Origin of the sequence: Pseudarthrobacter quantipunctorum, assembly GCF_045291495.1 — a bacterium.
GTDB lineage: Bacteria > Actinomycetota > Actinomycetes > Actinomycetales > Micrococcaceae > Arthrobacter > Arthrobacter quantipunctorum.
Map to the genome: position 1 here is coordinate 623,463 of NZ_CP148033.1, position 20,937 is coordinate 644,399.

A 20,937-nucleotide genomic window follows, 5' to 3' on the forward strand; every position below is an offset into this window, starting at 1 on the left:
CTGTTCGGGATGTTGTTGTGATGGCTGAACCGGCCGTTGGTCAGCCCAGGTTCGAGTTGACTTCCTGGATGAAGCCCTTGGCGGCGTCCCGCGGAGAAATCTTGCCGAACAGGACATCCGTGTTGAACCGGTTCAGGACCTCCATGGTGGCCGAGGAACCTGCAGGGAACGGCAGCGGCGGCTCGATGTCCATCTCCGCGATGCGGTCCAGGTACTCCGCTTCCTTCTGCTGGGATTCCTTCAGGAGCGGAGTGATGGCAGCCTTGAGCTCGGTGTTGGCAGGCATGCCACGGTCACTCTTGATCTTGGTGGCAGCGTCCACGTTGTTCACCAGGTAGTTGATGAAGAGGGCGGCTTCCTTGGGGTGCGCGGACTTGGAGGAAATGGCGTACTCCATGGAGGAGCGCAGCCACGCGCCGGGCGTCTTGCTTTCGCCCGGCATCTTCATCATGACCAGCGGCGAACCGGAGTACGAGTTCATCTGGTTGCTCCAGGAGATCTTCATGCCCTGTTTGCCCTGGCCCATCAGTGTCATTTCGGGCTGGGCGGAGCCGTCCTCCACGGTCTGTGAGGCGGAAGGCGCACCGCCGGTTTCCATGAGCTTCTTGTTGAGCTCGAACCACTCGGTGGCGGTGTCCTCGCTGATGCCCAGCTTCTTGCCGTCATCGGTGTAGAGCTCCTCCCCGCTTTGGCGTGCCCACACCGCCAGGAAGGAGTCGTTGGACATGGGAGTGGTGCCGAAGGTTCCCGCCGGGGAGTTCTTGGTGATGTCGGCGGCGATCTGGGCGTAGTCGTCCCAGGTCCAGGTTTCGTCGTCCGGCAGCTCAACGCCGGCTGCCTCGAAAACCTTGGGATCTATCACCATGGACATGGAGTTCACGCCTGCGGTGATGGTGTACTGCTTGCCCTCGATCTTGCCCAGGTCCACCGTGCCTTCAGCGAACTTGGAGGTATCCAACTGGTCCCTGACCTCATCCAGGTCCAGGAGCACACCCCGGCTTGCGTACTCGCTGGGGTAGGCGCCGCTCATGGCGAACACGTCCGGAGTGGTGCCGCCGGCGATCTGGGTGGCCATCTTGTCCCAGTAGGAACTGAACTCGGTGTTCTCGCCCTCCACCTTGATGGTGGGGTTCGCAGCCTCGAAGTCCTTGATGACTTCCAGCGTGGTCTTGGCGCGGGAATCGTTGCCCCACCAGGCGAAACGGATGGTCACTGGATCTTCAACCGTCCCCACTTTCCCGGCCTCCGCATTACTGCCGCAACCCGTAAGAACCATGGCCAGGGCAGCTGTTGCGCCTGCAACCCCCATAACTGATTTCCTGAGACGTAACCGCATTGTCCTGCCCCTTAAGTGGTGTGGTTGTATTCGTAGTGACGTGTACAACAGAAAGCGTTTTCTCAAAAACTAACAAAGGGCTATACAGGAGTCAAGAAACCGTTTACTTTGGTACGGAGCCGCTTTTTCAATCCGCACCTCCCGCAGTGGTGGGAACCGCCGAAACTCCGGCGGACAGCCCTCCGGAACGGGAGCGCACCTATCGCCCAGGCGATACCAAGAACGTGGAGGCCACGATGACCAAAGGAGACCACATGGCCGCTAAGCACATACCCAGGGCGCTGCGCCCGGCTGGAATGCCGGCAGCAGCGGGCCTGACGACACGAACGGGACGGCAACAGTGAGCGCCATCAGCGAACTCAGCTCCATAACCCGGCGCAAGGGCAAAGCCACTGCCGCCGAGAAGAAGGCCAACGGCCGGGACAACAAGGCAGCGTACATCTTCCTGTTGCCGTGGCTGGTGGGCCTCGTTGCCATCACCATCGGCCCCATGGTCATGTCCCTGTACCTGTCCTTCACGGACTACAACCTGCTCCAGCCGCCGGAATGGGTGGGGCTGGACAACTTCACCCGGATGCTCAGTGACGCACGCCTGCACAACTCCCTGGGCGTGACCTTCACGTACGTGTTTGTTGGCGTGCCGCTCCAGCTCGCCGTGGCGCTCCTGATCGCCCTGGTCCTGGACAAGGGCCTGCGCGGTCTGCCGTTCTACCGCTCGGTGTTCTACCTGCCGTCCCTCCTGGGCGGTTCGGTGGCAGTCGCCATCCTTTGGAAGCAGATCTTCGGTACTACGGGCCTGGTTAACCAGGTCCTGGCAATGTTCGGCATCCAGGGTCCGGGATGGATTTCGGACCCCAGCACGGCGCTTGGGTCCATCATCCTGCTCCACGTCTGGACCTTCGGCGCTCCCATGATCATCTTCCTGGCCGGCCTCCGGCAGATCCCGCACATGTATTACGAGGCAGCGAGGGTTGACGGCGCCACCACCCTGCAGCAGTTCTGGCGGATCACCCTGCCGATGCTGAGCCCGATCATCTTCTTCAACCTGGTGCTGCAGATCATCGGATCCTTCCAGTCGTTCACCCAAGCGTTCATCGTCTCGGGCGGCAACGGCGGCCCCTCGGATTCCACGATGTTCTTCACGCTGTACCTCTACCAGAAGGGCTTCGGCCAGTTCGACATGGGCTACGCGTCAGCCATGGCGTGGGTCCTGCTGGTGATCATCGGCGTATTCACCGCCATCAACTTCATCGCTTCTAAGTATTGGGTTTTCTATGACGACTAAGCTGGAGACGCTGCCCACCCCGGACAAGAAGTCCGGAGGCGCCGGCAAGCCTACGAACCACCGCAAGCCCCGCGAGTCCCGTGGAACCCTGGCGTTCAGCCGGGCCCAGCGCGGAAAGTCCCTGATGAAGCACGGCATCCTGATCCTTGCCGGCGGCCTGATGATCTACCCGCTGCTCTGGATGGTTGTTTCATCGCTTCGCCCCAACGAGCTGATCTTCCGCGAACCCGGGCTCTGGCTCAACAGCCTGGAGATGAGCAACTACACCTCCGGCTGGTCGGCCCTGACCCACCCCTTCGGCCATTACATGATCAACTCGGCGATTGTGGTTATCGGCTCCATCCTGGGCAACCTGATTTCCTGCTCCATGGCGGCCTACGCATTTGCCCGGCTGCAGTTCACCGCCAAGAAGCTGCTGTTCGGCATCATGCTGCTGACCATCATGCTGCCGTTCCACGTGGTGATCGTTCCGCAGTACATCCTGTTCTCGCAGATCGGCTGGGTGAACACCTTCTGGCCGCTGATCGTGCCCAAGCTGCTGGCCACCGAGGCATTTTTCGTCTTCCTGATGGTGCAGTTCATCCGCGGCATTCCGCGGGAGCTTGACGAGGCTGCGAGGATCGACGGCGCAGGCCATCCGCGCATTTTCCTGCGGGTCATCCTGCCGCTGATGGTTCCGGCGCTGGCCACCACCACCATTTTCACCTTCATCTGGACCTGGAACGACTTCTTCGGCGCCCTGATCTACCTGACGGACCCGGACATGTTCACCGTTCCGGTGGCGCTGAGGGCCTTCGTGGATTCGCAGTCAGCCACGAGCTGGGGATCGCTGTTCGCAATGTCCATCGTCTCGCTCCTGCCAGTCTTCCTGGTGTTCCTCTTTGGCCAGCGCTTCCTCATTAAGGGGATCGCGACAACCGGCATCAAGTAGGTCCAATTCCTGGACTTCTCCGCTGGCGGCCAGTAGCCGGCAGTACCAACCGAACGGCCCGTCCTGGTGGCGGGCCGTTCGGCTGTCCGGAAATATTGCGGGCTGGGATCGTGCCGGGCTGGGGCGTGCCGCTCTGGTGGGCGCCTTCCGACGTCATCCAGAAACAGCCGTCCCCGAGCAGGCCACCCAGAAAAAGGCCGTCCGGAATGACTCGGCCAAACATCTTGTAATACAAGTCACGTACTTGTACTATTACATGTAGAAAGCGCTTTCGCGTTTCATCCCTGTCAGTGCATTAGTCCCCAGCATCTGGATCAAAGAAGATCGGAGTTACCAGTGCAGCTCTTTTCCCGCCCTGCGTCTGCTGCCCGGCAACCGGCACAGTCGCCTTCCCCCGGCGCAGCACGCCGCATCCGCAAGACGGGCGTCGTTGCGGCCGCGGCCGCCGTCGTTATGGCCCTTAGCGCATGCGGCGGTGGATCATCGCCGCAGAACGCCGATGGCCCTGTTGAACTGCGGTTTTCCTGGTGGGGCGGCGACAAACGCGCCCAGCTGACCCAGGAAGCCATCAAGCAGTTTGAGACTGAGAACCCCAACATCAAGATCAAGCCGGAGTTCGGCGACTGGAGCGGTTACTGGGACAAGCTGGCCACCCAGGTTGCCGCCAACGACGCTCCGGACATCATCCAGATGGACGAAAAGTACATCACTGAATACTCAAGCCGGGGTGCCCTGCTGGACCTGTCCAAGTATGAGATCGACACCTCCAAGCTCGATGAGGCCGCACTGAACGCAGGCAAGAGCGAGGACGGCCTGACCGGTATCGCCGCCGGCATTAACGCAGCCACCATCCTGGCCAACCCTGCGGTGTTTGAGGCCGCGGGTGTTGCGATGCCGGACGATTCAACGTGGACCTGGGAGGACTTTGGCCGCATCGCTGCCGAGGTCACCGAGAAATCCCCAGATGGCACTTACGGCGCCGCAGCGTACGGTACGGACGAAGCTTCCCTGGGCGTCTGGCTTCGGCAGAACGGCAAGTCCCTCTACACCTCGGACGGAAAGCTGGGCTTTGAGCCCAGCGACATTTCCGAATGGTGGGCGTTCCTCAAGGAGCTCAGCGCAAAGAAGGCAGTCCCATCCGCATCCGAGGTTATTGAGGCAGAGGCCGCCCCACTGGACCAGAGCGGCCTGGCCACCGGCAAGAATGCGATGGCCTTTTGGTGGTCCAACCAGGCCCCGGCTTTGGAAAAGGCTTCCGGCAGTGACCTGAAGATCCTGCGGTTCCCCACGAAGACCGGGTCCTCCGCTGATGCAGAGCTTTGGTACAAGGCTTCGCAGTTCTGGTCCGCTTCCTCACGCACGAAGCACCCTGAGGAGACCGCCAAGTTCATCGACTTCCTGGCCAACAACGTCAAGGCAGGCGAGGCCCTCCTGGCAGACCGCGGTGTATACCCGAACTCCGAAGTCCGCGCAGCCATCGAATCTAAGCTGACCCCGGCTGACGTCAAGGTGGTCAAGTTCATCGACCAAATCAAGGACGAGCTCGGCGAGGCACCCGCGCCGCCGCCGAAGGGCGCCGGCGCGATCCAGGAAATCATCAAGCGGTACACCTCCGAGGTTCTCTTCGAGCGGCTCTCCACTGACGAGGCAGGCAAGAAGGCCCACGACGAAATGAAGTCGGCAATCAGCAGTTAGTCCTCACACCGCCAACACGGCTCCGGACAGTTTGGGTGGACGCCTCCTCCACTCCGAGCGTCCGACGGCGGGTGGCAGCTCCGTCCCGGCGGGAACCATTGGTTCCTTCCGGGACGGAGCTGTTTAAGGCTGCGGGGGTTAAAGCTGCACCGGTAGGACTACGGCGGTGCCGTTGCTGCAGGCGGGGGCCGGACTCCCAGGGGCCGGTGCGGTACAACCAGGGGCGGGCGAGCAACAACGCGGCCGAGGACCTGGACGCCGTGTTTCCTTGGGCTGGGACATTCTGCTGTTCCCCGCATGGTTGGTTCGGGGTCGCCGCAGGACGGGCCCGCGTTGGCGGGGGAAGCCACATAAAGCGGCGGACCCGTAGCGACGGCAGCAGCACTACCCGCTAATGCGCCCGATCCGCCTTTATCAAAAGCGGTGCCGGGTGGGGGTGGTGCTGTGGAGTGGTAGGTGTGGCCGGTGGGGGTTTGGAGTTCCACCGTGTGTCTGGGTCCAGGAGCCGGCCTGGCTGTAAACCCGGGTGTTTCTTTGGTGTGGTTGCAGGCTTCGCAGAGGCCTTGGCCGTTAGCGCTGGTGGTTGGGCCGTCCTGGTGCCAGGGGGTGATGTGGTCGTGGTGGCGGATGGGCGCGTCGCAGTAGGGGGTGCGGCAGGTGTCATCGCGGACCTGGAGGAGCCGGCGGAGGCCGGGCGGGAAGAGCCGGGCTTTGGAGTCCATGGCGAGGAGTTCTCCGGTTCCGGGGGCTGTGTAGAGCCGGCGGAGCCAGATATCGATATCACTGCGATCCCTGACGCCGGTCCCTGCTGCGCCGGCGCGGACTGCTTTCCTGGCCCATTCGGCGGGGACGATGCCGTAGCCTGCGAGGCGGGCTGGTTCGCTGTCGCCCTGGAAGAGGGTGCGGTCGGTCATGACGAGCTGGACTTCGATGCTGTTAACCCCTCCCGGGGTTCCGGTGATGTTTTCAACGAGCTGGTCGGCCATGATCGCGCCCCTGGACCGGTCGTCCCCGTGTGATCGGACGGTGTCCGCGTGGCGGGCCAGGGCGGCGTAGGCGGCGACGCCCTGGGCGACCGGGAGCAGTGCGGTCAGACGGGCCATGGTGTCCGGCGCCGGACGAAGACTCACGGTCCGCTCATTCACCGCATGGCTGGCCCGTTTCGCCACGGAGCCCGGATCCCGCCGGCAGGCCGCCGCACGCACGGCGGCAATGACTGACCGGTCCCCGCATCCTGAAAGCGTTCCGGTGTTGGCGGCGAGTTCCTCGTCCACGGCGCACCGGTCTTCGGCGGACAGGCACGCTGTTTCCTTCACGATGAGGGTGGCGCGCCATTCGTTCAGCTGCCCGGACTCCAGGGCGGCCAGGGTGCGGGGCATCTCGGTGCCGAGGGCTTTGGCCAGTCCCAGGAGCCGGCTGCCGCGGGCCGGGGACTCCCGGCGCGCCAGCGCGACCTGCGCGGCAACGCCGGCGCCTTGTTCCTTAGCCGGGACGCCGGCCGCTGCCTGCTCCCGCCGCTGGGAGAGATCAAAAGCCACAGTAATCCGGGCCTGTTTCGCAGCGGCCAGCGCCTTCAGATCCTCAAGCTCCCGCAACTGATCAATCATCCCCGGACCATCAGCAGCGGCCGTAATCGAAGCCAAAGCGCGAGAGATATCAGCAACGGACAGGACACCCTGAACCGGCGGCGCAACGACACCAGCTGACGTGCCGGCCGCAGGCAGCGCAGCGGGGCTTCCCGCCGCCTGCACTGTTGACGGTGCCCCTGCCAACCCCTGAACCGCTCCCATGAGTAAAGTTTTCCAGCAGGGTGTGACATTGACCCGCGGCCCAAAAGGCTATGTGGAAAACGCGCACACCCAGCGGCCGTACGGCAGTCGGAAGCAGCGGCGCTTGTCCCGGCCGCGAGGCAATTACGCGAGGCGCCGCCTTCGCGCCTAAGCATTTGAATGGGCGCGTTCCGGTGAATGGGCGCGTTCCGGGTGCGGTGGCAGCACACGCGGGGCGCCGCAACATTGTGCGACGCCCCATGAACCGGAGACTCAGTCCTCCGCGATCACCGCAACGCTGCCGGCTTCAACGGTGCCGCTGAACCGTTCGCCGGCGAGCATGTCCATGCCGGAAGCCCGCACGGTTGCCGCAGTCCGGGTGTGGTTGATGGCGAACAGGAAGCTGCCGCCGTCGGCCGAGCGCCGGCGTGTCAGTTCCACTCCGGGATCGGCGTCAGCGACCGGCGAGACGCCCGACTCCGCCAGCAACCGGTCCACCAGCGACTCGATGCCGTCACGGTCGGGGAAGGTGGCCAGGTACCACGCAGCGCCGTTGCCTTCTGCCCGCCGGGTCAGGGAAGGAACGCCCTCCAGCGGGTACCCGGTGAACGTCTGGATTGCCTCCGCCCCGTCCAGGTGCACATGCTCGCTCCAGATCGAGGACACCGTGCCGTCGCTTAGCTTCAGCTGTGATCCGGCCAGCAGCGGGTGGAACTCCTCAACGCGGACGCCCAGCAGTTCCCGGAACGCGCCCGGGTAGCCGCCCAGCCGTACGTGGTCCTGCTCATCAGTAATTCCGCTGAAATAGCTGATGAGGACTGTCGCACCGCCGGCGGCGGCAGCCGCAATGTTGGCGGCAGCCTCATCCGCCACCGCGTACAGCGTGCACACGAGGACCAAGTCGTAGCCCTCCAGCGGTGCCGACGGATGCACCATGTCCACGGAGATGCCCCGCAGGAACAGTGAGCGGTGGAACGCCCGCAGCAGGTCCAGGTACCGCACGTCAACGCTCGGCTTGGAGTCAATTTCGCTGGCCCACCAGGCCTCGTAGTCGAACACGATGGCCGCGCGCGACTCCACCCGCGAGCCGCGGACCGGCGCCAGCAGCTGGAGCGCAGCTCCCAGATCAACCACCTCGCGCCACACCCGGGTGTCCCGGCCGCCGTGCGGGACCATGGCCGAGTGGAACTTCTCCGAGCCCGCAAAGCTCTGCCGCCACTGGAAAAACATCACCGCATCCGCGCCGCGTGCCACGTGCGCCAGCGAGTTCCTCAGCATTTCACCGGGCATCTTGGGCTGGTTGCGCGGCTGCCAGTTGACGGCCGACGTCGAATGTTCCATCAGGATCCACGGGTCACCTCCCGCAATGCCGCGGGTGAGGTCCGCACTGAACGCGAGTTCGATGTGCCGTTCAGGATCTGCCGCCACCAGGTAGTGGTCATTGGCAATGACGTCCAGGTCCTTGGCCCAGTCAAAGTAGTCCATGGACTTGGTGGCGCTGGAAGCCATCAGGTTGGTGGTGCAGGGGACTGCGGGGGTGACTTCCCGAAGGACCGCAACCAGGCTGCGGTAGTAATCCATCAGCGCCCAGGAGTTGAACCGCTGGAAGTCCAGCTGCTGGCCGGGGTTCAGCGTGGAGGGTGCGGCGCCGGGAGGAAGGATATCCTCGAAGGAGCCGTAGTGCTGCGACCAGAACGCTGTGCCCCAGGCAGCATTGAGCTCACCGATGGTCCCGTACCGCCGCTCGAGCCACAGGCGGAACGCGGCGGCGTCCTCTTCACCGTAGAACTCCGAAACATGGCAGCCCAGTTCGTTGTCCACGTGCCACAGCGCCAGGGCGGGGTGGTCCTTGTACCGCTCTGCCAGCACACGCGTGATGCCTGCGGCGTACTGGCGGTAAACGGCCGACGACGGCGTGTAGTGCCGCCGCGACCCCGGTCCCAGCGTGGTTCCGTCAGCCGTGACCGGCAAAATTTCCGGATGCTTGCGTACCAGCCACGCCGGGGGAGCGGCGGTGGCGGTGGCCAGTGCAACCTTGACGCCAATCCCGTGCAGGTTGTCCATCACCTCGTCCAGCCAGCCAAAGTCGTACTGGCCCTCCGCAGGCTCCAGCAGCGCCCAGGAGAAGATGCCGACGCTGAGGAAGCTCACGCCGGCCTCCTGCATCAGCTCCAGGTCCTCCAGCCTCACGCTGACGGGCCACTGCTCCGGGTTGTAGTCGCCGCCGAAAGCGATGCCTTCGATGTTGCTCCAAACGCTGGCCGGGCCTGGGTTTACCTGGTTGGTCATGGGACTCCTTTGTCTGTGGGTGAATTAACGAGCAGTGGAAACCAGCCGCTTGGAAAACGCTTGCCCATTTCCGGGAATGGGGATATTGTATCGTTTCAGAAGCCGTGTAAGCCAGCTCACTACTTTCGTTGTAGGTGAGATCGGGGGTTGCACACACTGAGCAAGGAGGCTCCCATGATCAACAGAAGGCATTTCCTCACCACCGTGGCTGTCGGCACCGCATCTGCCGCAGCACTGGCCGCGTGCGGCACGGGATCCAGCACCAGCGCTGGAGAAACGGGTTCCGCGGAGAACCCGGTCACCATCAACTACACGTGGTGGGGCAACGATGACCGTGCCGAGCGTACCCGCAAGGCCATCGCCCTGTTCGAGGAGAAGAACCCGGACATCAAGGTCAACGGCAACTTCACCGACTTCGCCGGGTACTGGCAGAAGCGTGCCACCGAGGCTGCCGGCGGTGGCCTGCCGGACGTGATGCAGTGGGACCTGTCCTACCTGCGTGACTACGGCCAGCGGAACCAGCTCCTGGACCTGGGCACCGTGAACATCAATACGGACGCGTTCGAGAAATCCCTCCTGCCCTCGGGCCAGATCAAGGGCAAGACCTACGGCATCCCCACCAGCACCAACGCGTTCGCCGTCTACTACGACCCCGCCAAGCTCGCTTCCTTGGGCATCGCGGAGCCGGACGGCTCCTGGACCTACAAGGAATTCAATGAGTTCCTGGCAGAGGTTGGCGCCAAGAGCAACGGCGAAATCTTCGGCGGCACGGATTACACCGGCGTCTGGTGGATGTTCAACATCTGGCTGCGCCAGAACAACATCGAGGCCTTCACCGAGGACGGCAAGCTCGGCTTCACCAAGGACGACCTGAAGAAGTGGTGGAACCAGACCGCTGCCCTCCGCGGCACCCCGGCCATCGTCTCCGAAGAGCGCGTCACCCAGCTCGCCCCCAAGTCCCCGTTCGGCTCCAACGTCACTGCCACCGAGGTCACCTGGGACAACTTCATGGCCGGCTACCTTGCGGACAGCGGCGCCAAGGAACTCAAGCTTGCTCCGGTCCCGTCTGACGACCCCGACAACCTGGGCCTGTTCCTGAAGCCCTCCATGCTGATGGTGGCCAGCGCCAAGACCAAGTTCAAGGACGCTGCTGCCCGCTTCATCGACTTCATGGTCAACGACCCCGAGGTGGGCCAGATCTTCAAGACCTCCCGCGGTGTCCCGGCCTCGAAGACCCAGCGGGACGGGACCACCTTCGAAGGGACGGACAAGCTCGTGGTGGATTACGAGAAGTCCATCGAGCAGTACCTCAAGGACGCCCCCGAGCCGCCCATCGTCGGCTTCGGCACCCTCGAGGCATCCTTCAAGCGCGTTGCCTCGGACCTCAACTACGGCAAGCTCACCATCGACGGCGCCGCCGACGCATGGTTCAAGGAAGCCGAAGACCTCATCAAGCAGAACGCCTGATCAGGCTCGTTGCCTGCCCAAGCTTTCGTGACTGACGGAATGAACTCGTGACTCAAAGCCCAACACTGAGCAGGCGCTCGTCGTCGTCCGCCCCCTCGCAGCCGCGCAAATCGCGGCAGCGGGGGGCGGATGCCCGCGCCGGCTACACCTTCCTGCTGCCCTGGCTGCTGGGATTCATCGCCCTCACTGTTGGGCCCATGATTTCCTCGCTCTACCTCTCCTTTACCAACTACAACCTGTTCGAGCCTCCCAAGTGGATCGGCCTGGACAACTACACCACCCTCTTCCAGGACGAACGGTTCCTGCAGTCGGTGGGCGTGACCGTCAGCTACGTGGTCTTCGGTACCCCGCTCAAGCTCGCCGCCGCACTGGCAGTGGCCATGCTGCTGAACAGCAAGCGCCGCGGCCAGGGGTTCTACCGCTCGGCCTTCTACGCCCCGTCCCTGATCGGCGCGTCCGTCTCCATCGCAATCGTCTGGAAGGCCATGTTCGGCGACGCCGGCCCGGTGGACCAGGGCCTGTCCTTCTTCGGGATCAACCTGGGCGGCTGGGTGGGCAACCCGGCCATGACCATGCCCATGTTCATCCTGCTGACCGTGTGGCAGTTCGGTGCCCCGATGGTGATCTTCCTCGCCGGCCTCAAGCAGATCCCGGGCGAGCTCTACGAAGCGGCCTCCATGGACGGTGCCGGCCCGGTGCGGAAGTTCTTCAACATCACCTGGCCCATGCTTTCCCCGGTGATCTTCTTCAACCTGCTGATGGAAACCATCCATGCGTTCCAGATCTTCGCCTCGGCGTACATCATCTCCAATGGTGAAGGCGGCCCTGCCGGATCCACCCTCTTCTACACCCTCTACCTGTACCTGCGGGGCTTCAGCGACTTCCGGATGGGCTACGCCTCGGCCATGGCCTGGCTCCTGGTGATCGTCGTCGGCATCATCACCCTGATCTTCTTCCGCACATCCAAGTCCTGGGTCCACTACAGCGGTGATGCAAAATGACAAGCACGGCAACCCCCACCCAGTCCCTCCCGGACGCAGAACTCGCACACTACAACCCCAAATCTGAATCCGCCGGGACCAAGCGCGCCAAGAGCACCGCCTTCCACGCGGTGGCCCTCGCCCTTACGGCCGTGGTCCTGTACCCGGGCCTGTGGATGATCGCCTCCGCGTTCAAGCCCAATTCCGAAATTGGTGGCTCCAACACCTCGCTGTGGTCCAACAACTTCAGCTTCGACAACTTCGTCACGGCCATGGACGGCATCGGCGGGGTGTCCACCCTGCAGTTCTTCACCAACTCGCTGATCCTGGCCATCGGCGCCGTGGTGGGAACCATCCTCTCGGCTTCCGTGTCAGCGTACGCATTCGCCAGGATCAAGTTCCCCGGCCGCAGCATCTTCTTCGGCATGATGATCGCCACCCTGCTCCTGCCCTTCCACGTGGTGATCATCCCGCAGTACATCGTGTTCCAGCAGCTCGGCCTGGTGGACACCTACGTACCGCTGCTGATCGGCAAGTTCCTCGCCGCCGACGCGTTCTTCGTGTTCCTCATGGTCCAGTTCATGCGCAACCTCCCGGCTGAGCTGGATGAAGCGGCAAGGATCGACGGCGCCGGCCATGTCCGGATCTTCACCTCCATCATGCTTCCGCTGATGAAACCGGCCCTGATCTCCACCTCGATCTTCTCCTTCATCTGGAGCTGGAACGACTTCCTGGGCCCGCTGCTCTACCTGAACACCCCGGACAAGTACCCACTGCCGCTGGCCCTGCGCCTCTTCGTGGACCAGACCCAGTCCTCGGACTACGGCGCCATGATCGCCATGTCCGTGCTGGCCCTGCTGCCGGTGCTGATCTTCTTCCTGGTGTTCCAGCGGTACATTGTTGAGGGCGTCTCCACCCAGGGCCTCAAGGGCTGACGGACAAACGAGACAGAAAATGAGCGTCATGGACAGCACCACACCCGCCCCCAACCACCACGAACCCGTCCCGGTCAACCGCTTCGCGCTGTTCTCCGAGACCCTGCTGGCAGGGGTGCTGGTGCTGGTGCTGTCCCTTCCGCTGGTAACGATCCCCGCCGCCTATGCGGCGGGGATCGCCCATCTGGAGCGCCACCTCTCGGGCCGGGACGATTCCGTCCGCGGCCTCTGGGGCACCTTCAAGGCTGCCCTGCCAGGCAGCTGGAAGCTTGGAATCACGACGGCGGCAGCCGCCGTCGTGATTGTCCTTAACCTTTTGCTCGCGTGGGTGGGGCAGCTCCCGGGCCGGGAAGTGGTGCTGCCGGCCACCCTGGTCCTTGCCGCCGGCGCCGCGATTGTGCTCCTGCGCAGTGCCGCAGCGTGGTCCGATTTCGCCGGCGCCCCCACGGATGCCCGCACCGCCTGGCGCTCAGCACTCGAGACCGGCCAGGCCCTGTCCCTCAAGGACTGGAGCGGGTCCCTCCTGCTCGCCGCCGCGCTCTTCGGAGCCGTGGTGTTCGTCTGGATGCTGGCCGCCCTCTTCGTGGTGGTCCCCGGCACCCTGATCCTGGCCGCTGCGGCCGTCAAACTGCGCGCCCGCCGCGCCTGAAGCACACCATCCGCCCGCTATTGAGTTGAGTCCGTCGTGTCTTCCGAGCGCCAGCGTTCAGAGCAGTCCTTCCGCACTCCCACAAACCAGCCGGCCTGGTACCAGCCCCTGACGCAACGGAACTACCGCCTCTTCCTGGCACTGGTGTTCACCGGCAGCGTGGGCGTCTGGATGCAGCGGCTCGCGCAGGACTGGCTTGTGCTGCAGCTGACCGGCAGTCCCGCTGCCGTGGGAGTGGCCGTAGCCCTGCAGTTCCTTCCGATGCTGGTGGTGGGACCCCTGAGCGGCCTGCTGGTGGACATGTTTCCCAAACGTCGGATCATGCTGTGCTGCCAGGCCGTCATCGCCGTCCTTGCGCTGGGCCTGGCCGCATGGGCCGCGAGCGGAACCATCACCGTCTGGGCCGTCTATGCCAGCTGTGTGGCGCTGGGTGTCACGTCGGCCATCAACCAGCCGGCCAGCCAGGTCTTCGTCAATGAAGTGGTGGGCGACGCCCACCTCCGGCCGGCCATCGGCCTCAACAACGCCATCGGCCAGCTTGGAGCGATGGCAGGCCCTGCCGTGGGCGGCGTGGTCATTGCCCAGGCGGGATCTGCCGCAGCCTTCGCGGCGAACTCCGCGCTTTGCCTGCTGGTGCTCTTGCTGATCGCTGCCATCCGCCCCGCCGAACTGCATCCCAGCATCCGGGCGGCCCGCGGGCGCGGCCAGCTCCTGGCCGGTTTCCGCTACGTCCGGGAACGGCCGTCGCTGCTGCTGGTCATAGCCCTGGCCGGACTCCTGGGAATGTTCGGCATGAACGGCCCCGTGGTTCTGGCAGCTTTTGCCGAACGGGTGTGGCACAACGGCGTGGAAGGCTTCGGGCTGTTCAATACCGTCAGTGCCATCGGGGCACTGGCCGGTGCACTGCTGGCCGCCCGGCTGCGCAGCCTGGGCAGGAAAGGCATAGTGGCCGCTGCGGGGCTCTTTGGCCTCTCCCAGCTGGTGGCGGCCCTGATGCCCAACCTCATCCTGTTCACCGTGATGCTGGTGGTGGTGGGGTTCATGACCCTCCTGTTCCTGACCAGCGCGGCAACCGCCGTCCAGCTCGAGGCCGGGCCGGAGATCCGTGGCCGCGTCATGGCCCTCTACCTTCCCCTCCTGCTTGGCGGGCACGCGCTGGGAGGCCTCCTGGCCGGCTGGCTCACGGAGCAGTTCGGAGTGCGTACCGGGCTGGTGGCCACCGGCGGGCTGGGCATGCTCTCAGCCCTCGTGATCGGGTTGTTGCTGTGGCGGCACGGGCGCAGGACGCGTAACACGCAGGCCTGACTGCCGGCCTCCCCAGCCGGCTGCGGATTCACGTAAGCGCGGTCTTCCGCAAGCCTTGACGCGTGCGCCAGCTCACACCTAGGCTGTGGGAAACCGGTTTCTTTCAGGTCCCAGCAACCCGCGCCAAAGGACAAACAATGATGTTTCGCGCCCAAAAGTCCCTGCTGCCCAAAGCTGCCGCCGCAGCGGCCGCCCTCTCCCTGGTCCTCACCGGCTGCGGCAGTTCGCCGGAAGCCGGGTCGGACGGCCCGGTGACCCTGCGGTTCAGCTGGTGGGGCTCCGACGTGCGGCACAAGATGACGGAGAAGCTGATTGAAGCCTTCGAGGCGGAGAACCCCAACATCAATATCGAGGGTGAGTACGGCGACTGGTCCGGCTACTGGGACAAACTCGCCACGCAGGTGGCCTCACAGGATGCCCCGGACATCATCCAGATGGACGCCGCCTACCTGGGTGAGTACTCCGAGCGCGGCGCCCTGCTCGAGCTGAAGGACGTGGACCTTTCGAAGTTCGACCAGCCCGTGGCGGACTCCGGCAAAGTGGACGGCAAGCAGTACGCCGTGACCAGTGGCGTGAACGCCATGGTGGTGATGGCGAACCCGGCCCTGGTGTCGGCCAGCGGCGTGGCCCTTCCCGATGACAAGACCTGGACCTGGGACGACCTGGACAGCACGGCCGCGGCTATCACCAAAGCTAGTGGCGAGAAGGTGTGGGGCAGTGGCCAGGTCAATTCCGACGCCGCGGCCAACCTGTGGTTCCGGCAGCACGGCAAGTCATTGTTTACCAGCGACGGCAAGCTGGGGTTCGAGGAATCGGACCTGGCCGAGTGGTACGAATACCAGGCCAGGATGCGCGACTCCAAGGCTGTGCCGCCGGCGTCAGTCATCACCGAAGACGCGACCGCCTCGATCGACCAGCAGGGCCTGTCCACGGGAAAGTTCGCCATGAACATGTACTGGTCCAACCAGCTGGGCGCCCTGAGCAAAGCCTCCGGCCAGGACCTGGAGATCCGGCGCCCGCCGAGCGTGGAGGGCAAGGCATCCGAAGCCCAGCAGTTCTACAAGTCCTCCATGTTCTGGTCCGCCAGCTCCCGGACCAAGCACCCCGCCGAGGCGCAGAAGTTCATTGACTTCGTGACCAACAACGCCACGGCCGGCGAGATCGGACTGGCCGACCGCGGCATCCCCGCCAACTCCGACATCCGTGCGGCTGTGGTCTCCAAGCTCACCCCGGCCGATGCCAAGACCGCCAGGTTCATTGACGAGATCTCCAGCGAACTGGGCGACGCCGCTCCGGTTCCGCCAGCGGGCGGCAGCGCTGCCGTTGAAGCCCTGACCCGCTACTCCCTGGAAGTCCACTTCGACAGGCTGTCCCCGCAGGACGCGGCAAAGAAGGCGATGGACGAGGCCAAGAGCGCGCTCCTCTGACCCACGGGCGTGACCCCGCGAGATGGCATTCACGGCAATGTTCCCCGCAGACATTGCCGCGGAATGCCATCTCGCGTCTCCTGGGCCTACAGGCGGCTACGCCTGCGGCGTGAATATCCACGTGCCGGGGTGGATGCGGAAGTCAAGCTTGGCCGCGCTGTCAGTCGCGGCGCCGTCGGGATTCGTCCGTGCGGTCGCGGCACCCTCAGCGAAGGGCACGACGGCGGCCTCCGTCGTCGTTCCTTCACTCCCGGAGGCAACCGAGTACTTGCCGGCGGGCAGCCGGACAACTGCCGTCGTGCCCGGAGGGACCGTGCACTCAAGCCGCATCTGGCTGCCCTCCCTGGCCCAGCTGGCTTCCACGCAGCCGTTGCTGACGGGCACCGTGCCGCGGGCATGGTTTAACCGGCACAGCGGAGGCTCGATCAGCAGCTCCGAGCCTCCGGGGGAGCTGAACCGGACCCCGAGCAGGTGGTCCAGGATCTCCTTGGCCACCGACGCGGACCACGCGTGGGACTGGCTGTAGTCCGTTCCCTCCACCAGGTCCCAGGCCTCCCAGGTGAAGGTGGCGCCGCGTTCCAGCAGCCGGGCCCAGCCGGGCTGGTCCTTGTTTGTCAGGAGGTCCAGCACCGCGTCCGTCAGTCCCTGGGAGAGCAGCGCCCGCACCAGCCGGTGGACGGTCAGCGGCCCCTGCTTCATCCCCAAGGAGGCGATTCGCCGTGCATCAGTGGCGGCGAATTCCGGAGCGGTGATGCCCAGGGAGAGCGGGAAGGACGTGGCGTGCTGGGAGGCGTGGGAGCTGAGGGTGCCGTCCGCATGCAGGCCGTCAACCATCACCCCGTCCACGCGCAGGCGGGTGCGGATTGCGTCGGCCAGCCGGCGGGCGGAGGAGGCATAGCGGATGGCTGCATCGGGCTCGCCGCCGAGGCTGCAGAGCCGGGCCGTGGAGACCAGCGCGGAATAGGCCTGGGCGTTGACGGTGGTCTTCGCGGCGCACTCCATGTCGTAGCCGAACCGGCCTGGTTCCGGCCAGTCCACGATGCCGTGCAGGTAGGGGCCGGAACCGCCGCCCAGCCGGGTGACCAGTCCCGCCGTCGGCCCTTCTGCCGGAACGTACCGCAGCGCGTAGTCCGCGGTGTTGCGAAGGTGCGGCAGCAGTTCCCGGACCAGGCCAAGGTCGCCGGTGCGCAGGTGGTGCTCCTCGGCCCATTCAGGAACCATGAGGGAGAAGTCCGGGATGTCGCGCTTGCCGTCGCCGTTGGGGTACACGGCGTTGTAGCGGCCGCGGTCCTGCCCCTCGGACCAGTAGCGGACGGCGGACCAGGCGAACTCCCGCAGCGCCTGGGCCGTATAGGCGTGCTCGCCGAAAAGGGCCATCGTTGCGTAGGAAATGTTCACCGCATCCGCCAGGAACTGGCCCTTCTCCCGGGTGGGCGTGTCCACGAACTGCTCCTGGACACCGTAGAGGGCTGAATCGCGCAGCAGCGTGAAGACGGCATTCAGCGCCTCGTCTGAGGAAATGAAGCTTCCTTCGGCAGGATGGCGGCCATGGACCAGCACGGCCCCAACCCTGGAAACCTCGGCGGCCTCCACGCCGGGAAGCTCGAGGTAACGGAAACCCAGGTGCACCGTGGCGCTGTACTGCTGGGGGCCGGCCGACTGGGTGTACGGGAAGGACATGTCCGTGTTCTGGCTTGCGGTCTTTCCGGCATCCACCCGGCCGTCCGGCCGGAGGGCGTAGCCGGCCCGCATCATCACGGTGCGGCCGGGAACCCCGTCCCTGAAGTCCACCTCCGGGCGCCCGGGAAGAACCTGGCCGAAGTCCGCCACCATGGTGCCGTCGTCGGCGGTCAGGAAGGCCTTGGGAGCAACAAACCCACCGGCCAGGAAGGTCCGGCGCGGGTGCAGCGCGGGAAACTCAGGTGCGGGGTGGCGGCCGCAGCTGATGGCGGGCGGCAGGTCCTCGGACGAAGAAGAAGCACCAGAGGAGGAAGCCGGCGCGGCGGCCAGGGCACCGGCGGCCTGCCCGTCCAGGTGTTCCACGGGATCGCCCTCGTCATTGCGGTAGCCGGACTGCCGGTACGGCGCCTCGCCGGCTGACCATTCGGGCCCGGAACAGAAGGAATCGCGGCGGCCGTCCGTGTACTGGACGCTGATGCGGACCAGGAGGCCGGGAAGTCCGGCGGCGCGGCCCTGGCCCGGGCCGTACCAGTGCAGCAGGGCCGTCAGGGGAACGGCTGCGCCTGGGGGCTGGGCGGCGAGCAGGCCGGTGACGTCTGCGGCGTCGTAATAGCCCTCGCCCGGGTAGCCGAAAGAGGTTGTTGCCAGGCAGGAGGTGCCGGCCAGGGAGATCTGCGCGTGGTGGTTTGCCGCAACGAACAGCCGCGCCCGGCGCACTGTGCCGGTGAGCTGCAGGGTGGTCCGGAACAGCGTCCACTCGTCCGGCTGGCGGTGCGCCGTGGTGCGGGCCCAGTGCGCCAGGCAGGCCCGGGCCTGGTCCGCGCCGGCGTCGAAGCGGTGGTCCAGCAGGACGGCGCCGGCACTGTCCTGGCTGGCGCTGTCCTGGCAGGCGCTGCCGATGCGCAGCGACGCGTACTCGGCCTGGCTCCTGGGGCCCTGGTGCAGGGCGAGCTTCCCGGCAGATCCGGGAGCTGCGGGCTCCTGCAGTGCCAGCAGTTGCACGCCATCCAGGGACACGGTGATGGTGTGGCCGTCGTCCGTGACCAGCAGGTCCTGCCAGGAGCCGGGCACCAGGTCCTTGCCGGGCAACCGGGCCTGGCGGATATCCAGCGTCCGTTCCGCCCGGGCCCTGGCCAGCACGGTGGTTTCCGGGACGGCCGCGGCGGGAATCTCCCACACCGGAGCGTGCCGGAGGACCACCTCCCCGGCCGTGTTGAGCTCCAGGAGCAGGCCGGTGCCGGCGCCACTGCTGCGAAGGATGAGTCCGGCCCACCCCATGACCGGCCGGACGCGGGCTTCGATGCGGAAGGTGTGGGCAGGCGGGCAGGGAACCGGCAGGAAGGGTGAGCCAGCCACGCGGAGGGCGCCGCCAAGGATTTCCAGGGGTGCGCGGCCGCCGGGTGCGCGCCGGATCCAGTCGGCCTGCCAGGAAGGGGCCGAGAGCCCGGTGCTGAAGGGCTGTGCCGCGGACCATGCCCCGGGTACCCCTGCGGCGTCGCGGACCCGCACCCGCCACGCGTAGTCCGTGTCGTCGTCGAGCGCTGGCCCGCCATACGGGACGCCGCGCTGTGCGGGGGAGGGGACCGGCCCGGAGCTCCAGAACTTGAGCCCCTGGGAGTCCTCCACCGTGACCTCGTAGCCGGTCTGCAGGGCCCGCGCCGGCTCAGCGCCATCCGGCTGGGCCAGCTGCCAGCTGAAGGCTGGCCGCGCGGGGGCCGTAAGGCATTCGGCGAGGCCTTCCGTCAGCAGGTTGACCGCGTGCAGCTGGCCCTGCGCTTCGGGGATTGTGGTGGCGCGTGCGGCGATCCCTGTGGGCTGCGGGTGCATCAGGAAGCCGGCATGCTGAAGGTGCAGGGGGCTGATGTTGCCCACGGCAGGCCCAGCTCGCTGAACGTTGCGTGCTCCCGCCCCGCGCGCTCCAGCGCCGCCTCAATGTCAATCACGACGGCGTGGGCTGCTTCCCCGGCGCCCTCCCACCGGACGTGGGCATCACCGATGAGCGCGGGCAGTGGGGCGGTCCGGACCGCTTCCAGCACCAGCATGAAGGCACCGCTGTCCAGGAGGGGACTGATCAGCGAGGATCCGGAGCTGCGGTGGGCCAGCAGGTTTTCGGTGAGGTCCTCGCGGCCGTACGTCTCCTCGGTGGTGCCGGACGCCGTGGTAACGGTCAGGCGGTCTTCGGTGTAGTGGAACACGGCTGTTCCGGCCGAGCCCTGCAGTGTTACGTAGGGTTCCACCGATTCGGAAGCGCAGATGGTCAGGGCGCAGGTGATGGGCAGGCCCGAGGCCGTGCGGATGCGGATCACGGAGGTGTCGTCCGACTCGATGTCGTTGGCGCGGTACAGTTCGGTCTCCACGGACGCCACATCGGCGGTGGTCCGGGCACCGGCGATCCTCAGCGCTGTTGCCACGGCGTGCGCCAGGGGGTTGGTGGCCACGCCGTCAACCACATCCACGCCGTTGATGCTGCGCTTCCCGGCCCACCGCGAGCGTTTGTAGTAGGCCCGGTCCCGGACCCACCGGCCGGTTGCCGAAATGCCCTGGAGCGTGCCAAGGGTGCCGGCCGCCACCAGGTTTTCAATGGCCTGCAGGGCGTGCGAGCCCAGGCTCTGGAAGCCGATCTGCACACTCCTGCCGGACGCCGCGGCGGCATCGCAGAGCCGGTCGAAATCGGCCAGGGACGCCACCGGGGGCTTCTCCAGGTACAGGTCCGCGCCGGTGCGCAAAGCGGCAAGTGCCAGCGGGGCGTGGGTCTGGATGGGCGTGGCCACAATCACCAGATCAAGGGCCTGTGTTGCGGACAGCAGTTCGTCTATTCGCGGGAAGACCATTGCGGAGTCCGGGACGGAGCCGGCTGCCGGCGGCTGGGGGTCGGCCACCGCAACGAGTTCGACGGCGCCTGCCGCCTGGAGGCGGTCAAGGTTGCGGAGGTGGTGGGTGCCGAAGCCGTGCACACCAACCAGGGCAACACGGGCGGCCGCAGCACCGACGGCCGCGGAGGCCGCAGCACCGGCGGCGGCACCAGCGACAGCTTTTCCTGCTGCTGATCCGGCCGGGGCATCCGGGCTGTGGGTGCCGGTTGGCGTTGCCATGGTTCTCCGTTTCCGTCCCCGCAGGGCGCAGTTGCATAAGGCGCGTGCGAGCTCCAGCAAGCGCTTTCCACCATTTAGTGTGCGCCATGGCATTCCC

14 protein-coding genes are annotated in these 20,937 nt (G+C 65.7%); 9 read left to right on the top strand and 5 right to left on the bottom strand.

Annotated features, from left to right (window positions below):
- Window positions 1-40: 40 nt before the first annotated feature.
- The gene (locus WHH00_RS02845; RefSeq protein ID WP_406636354.1) at window positions 41-1,309 is read right to left on the bottom strand and encodes an ABC transporter substrate-binding protein; all 1,269 of its coding nucleotides are present in this window, start codon (window positions 1,307-1,309) and stop codon (window positions 41-43) included.
- A 367-nt stretch (window positions 1,310-1,676) separates the two neighbouring features.
- On the opposite strand from WHH00_RS02845, the gene WHH00_RS02850 reads away from it, so the two are divergent.
- The 3 genes from WHH00_RS02850 (at window position 1,677) to WHH00_RS02860 (ending at window position 5,247) form a co-directional block, all read left to right on the top strand.
- Window positions 1,677-2,621, top strand: a complete 945-nt coding sequence (locus tag WHH00_RS02850; RefSeq protein WP_251422783.1) for a carbohydrate ABC transporter permease — start codon at window positions 1,677-1,679, stop codon at window positions 2,619-2,621.
- A complete protein-coding gene (locus WHH00_RS02855) occupies window positions 2,611-3,552 on the top strand; it encodes a carbohydrate ABC transporter permease (RefSeq protein WP_102975962.1) in 942 nt (313 codons plus the stop codon). Before WHH00_RS02850 ends, WHH00_RS02855 begins: the two co-directional genes overlap by 11 nt.
- Window positions 3,553-3,888: 336 nt before the next feature.
- Window positions 3,889-5,247, top strand: coding sequence for an ABC transporter substrate-binding protein (locus WHH00_RS02860; RefSeq protein ID WP_406636357.1), 1,359 nt, complete (start codon window positions 3,889-3,891; stop codon window positions 5,245-5,247).
- 158 nt (window positions 5,248-5,405) lie between these two features.
- Here WHH00_RS02860 and WHH00_RS02865 read toward each other — a convergent pair whose 3' ends face one another.
- Together WHH00_RS02865 and WHH00_RS02870 are read right to left on the bottom strand one after the other, a co-directional pair.
- Window positions 5,406-6,854: a DUF222 domain-containing protein gene (locus WHH00_RS02865; protein ID WP_406636359.1), complete on the bottom strand. Its 1,449-nt coding sequence runs from the start codon at window positions 6,852-6,854 to the stop codon at window positions 5,406-5,408.
- Between the two features lie 435 nt (window positions 6,855-7,289).
- Entirely contained in the window at window positions 7,290-9,305 is a 2,016-nt protein-coding gene (locus WHH00_RS02870; protein ID WP_406636361.1) for a beta-galactosidase, read from the bottom strand.
- Window positions 9,306-9,479: 174 nt separating this feature from the next.
- On the opposite strand from WHH00_RS02870, the gene WHH00_RS02875 reads away from it, so the two are divergent.
- From WHH00_RS02875 to WHH00_RS02900, 6 genes are all read left to right on the top strand, one after another.
- Window positions 9,480-10,772: an ABC transporter substrate-binding protein gene (locus WHH00_RS02875; RefSeq protein ID WP_406636363.1), complete on the top strand. Its 1,293-nt coding sequence runs from the start codon at window positions 9,480-9,482 to the stop codon at window positions 10,770-10,772.
- A gap of 47 nt (window positions 10,773-10,819) precedes the next feature.
- Complete coding sequence (locus WHH00_RS02880; protein ID WP_400514946.1) at window positions 10,820-11,773, top strand: carbohydrate ABC transporter permease; 954 nt, start codon at window positions 10,820-10,822, stop codon at window positions 11,771-11,773.
- Window positions 11,770-12,687 carry a carbohydrate ABC transporter permease gene (locus tag WHH00_RS02885; RefSeq protein ID WP_406636365.1) on the top strand — a complete coding sequence of 306 codons (918 nt, stop codon included), beginning with the start codon at window positions 11,770-11,772 and terminating at the stop codon, window positions 12,685-12,687. The genes WHH00_RS02880 and WHH00_RS02885 overlap by 4 nt, the downstream gene beginning before the upstream one ends.
- Window positions 12,688-12,706: 19 nt before the next feature.
- Entirely contained in the window at window positions 12,707-13,336 is a 630-nt protein-coding gene (locus WHH00_RS02890) for a Poxvirus protein I5 (RefSeq protein ID WP_406636367.1), read from the top strand.
- Window positions 13,337-13,372: 36 nt separating this feature from the next.
- A complete protein-coding gene (locus WHH00_RS02895; protein WP_406636369.1) occupies window positions 13,373-14,641 on the top strand; it encodes an MFS transporter in 1,269 nt (422 codons plus the stop codon).
- Window positions 14,642-14,778: 137 nt separating this feature from the next.
- A complete protein-coding gene (locus tag WHH00_RS02900; protein ID WP_406636371.1) occupies window positions 14,779-16,068 on the top strand; it encodes an ABC transporter substrate-binding protein in 1,290 nt (429 codons plus the stop codon).
- A 96-nt stretch (window positions 16,069-16,164) separates the two neighbouring features.
- Here WHH00_RS02900 and WHH00_RS02905 read toward each other — a convergent pair whose 3' ends face one another.
- The gene (locus WHH00_RS02905) at window positions 16,165-19,620 is read right to left on the bottom strand and encodes a family 78 glycoside hydrolase catalytic domain (RefSeq protein WP_406636373.1); all 3,456 of its coding nucleotides are present in this window, start codon (window positions 19,618-19,620) and stop codon (window positions 16,165-16,167) included.
- Window positions 19,575-20,840 carry a Gfo/Idh/MocA family protein gene (locus tag WHH00_RS02910; protein WP_406636375.1) on the bottom strand — a complete coding sequence of 422 codons (1,266 nt, stop codon included), beginning with the start codon at window positions 20,838-20,840 and terminating at the stop codon, window positions 19,575-19,577. The genes WHH00_RS02905 and WHH00_RS02910 overlap by 46 nt, the downstream gene beginning before the upstream one ends.
- Window positions 20,841-20,937 lie beyond the last annotated feature (97 nt).

Coding starts and splice junctions, on each gene's coding strand:
- WHH00_RS02910 (WP_406636375.1), bottom strand. CDS start 20,840: ATGGCAACGCCAACCGGCACCCACAGCCCGGATGCCCCGGCCGGATCA.
- WHH00_RS02875 (WP_406636363.1), top strand. CDS start 9,480: ATGATCAACAGAAGGCATTTCCTCACCACCGTGGCTGTCGGCACCGCA.
- WHH00_RS02855 (WP_102975962.1), top strand. CDS start 2,611: ATGACGACTAAGCTGGAGACGCTGCCCACCCCGGACAAGAAGTCCGGA.
- WHH00_RS02865 (WP_406636359.1), bottom strand. CDS start 6,854: ATGATTGATCAGTTGCGGGAGCTTGAGGATCTGAAGGCGCTGGCCGCT.
- WHH00_RS02890 (WP_406636367.1), top strand. CDS start 12,707: ATGAGCGTCATGGACAGCACCACACCCGCCCCCAACCACCACGAACCC.
- WHH00_RS02885 (WP_406636365.1), top strand. CDS start 11,770: ATGACAAGCACGGCAACCCCCACCCAGTCCCTCCCGGACGCAGAACTC.
- WHH00_RS02845 (WP_406636354.1), bottom strand. CDS start 1,309: ATGGGGGTTGCAGGCGCAACAGCTGCCCTGGCCATGGTTCTTACGGGT.
- WHH00_RS02870 (WP_406636361.1), bottom strand. CDS start 9,305: ATGACCAACCAGGTAAACCCAGGCCCGGCCAGCGTTTGGAGCAACATC.
- WHH00_RS02900 (WP_406636371.1), top strand. CDS start 14,779: ATGATGTTTCGCGCCCAAAAGTCCCTGCTGCCCAAAGCTGCCGCCGCA.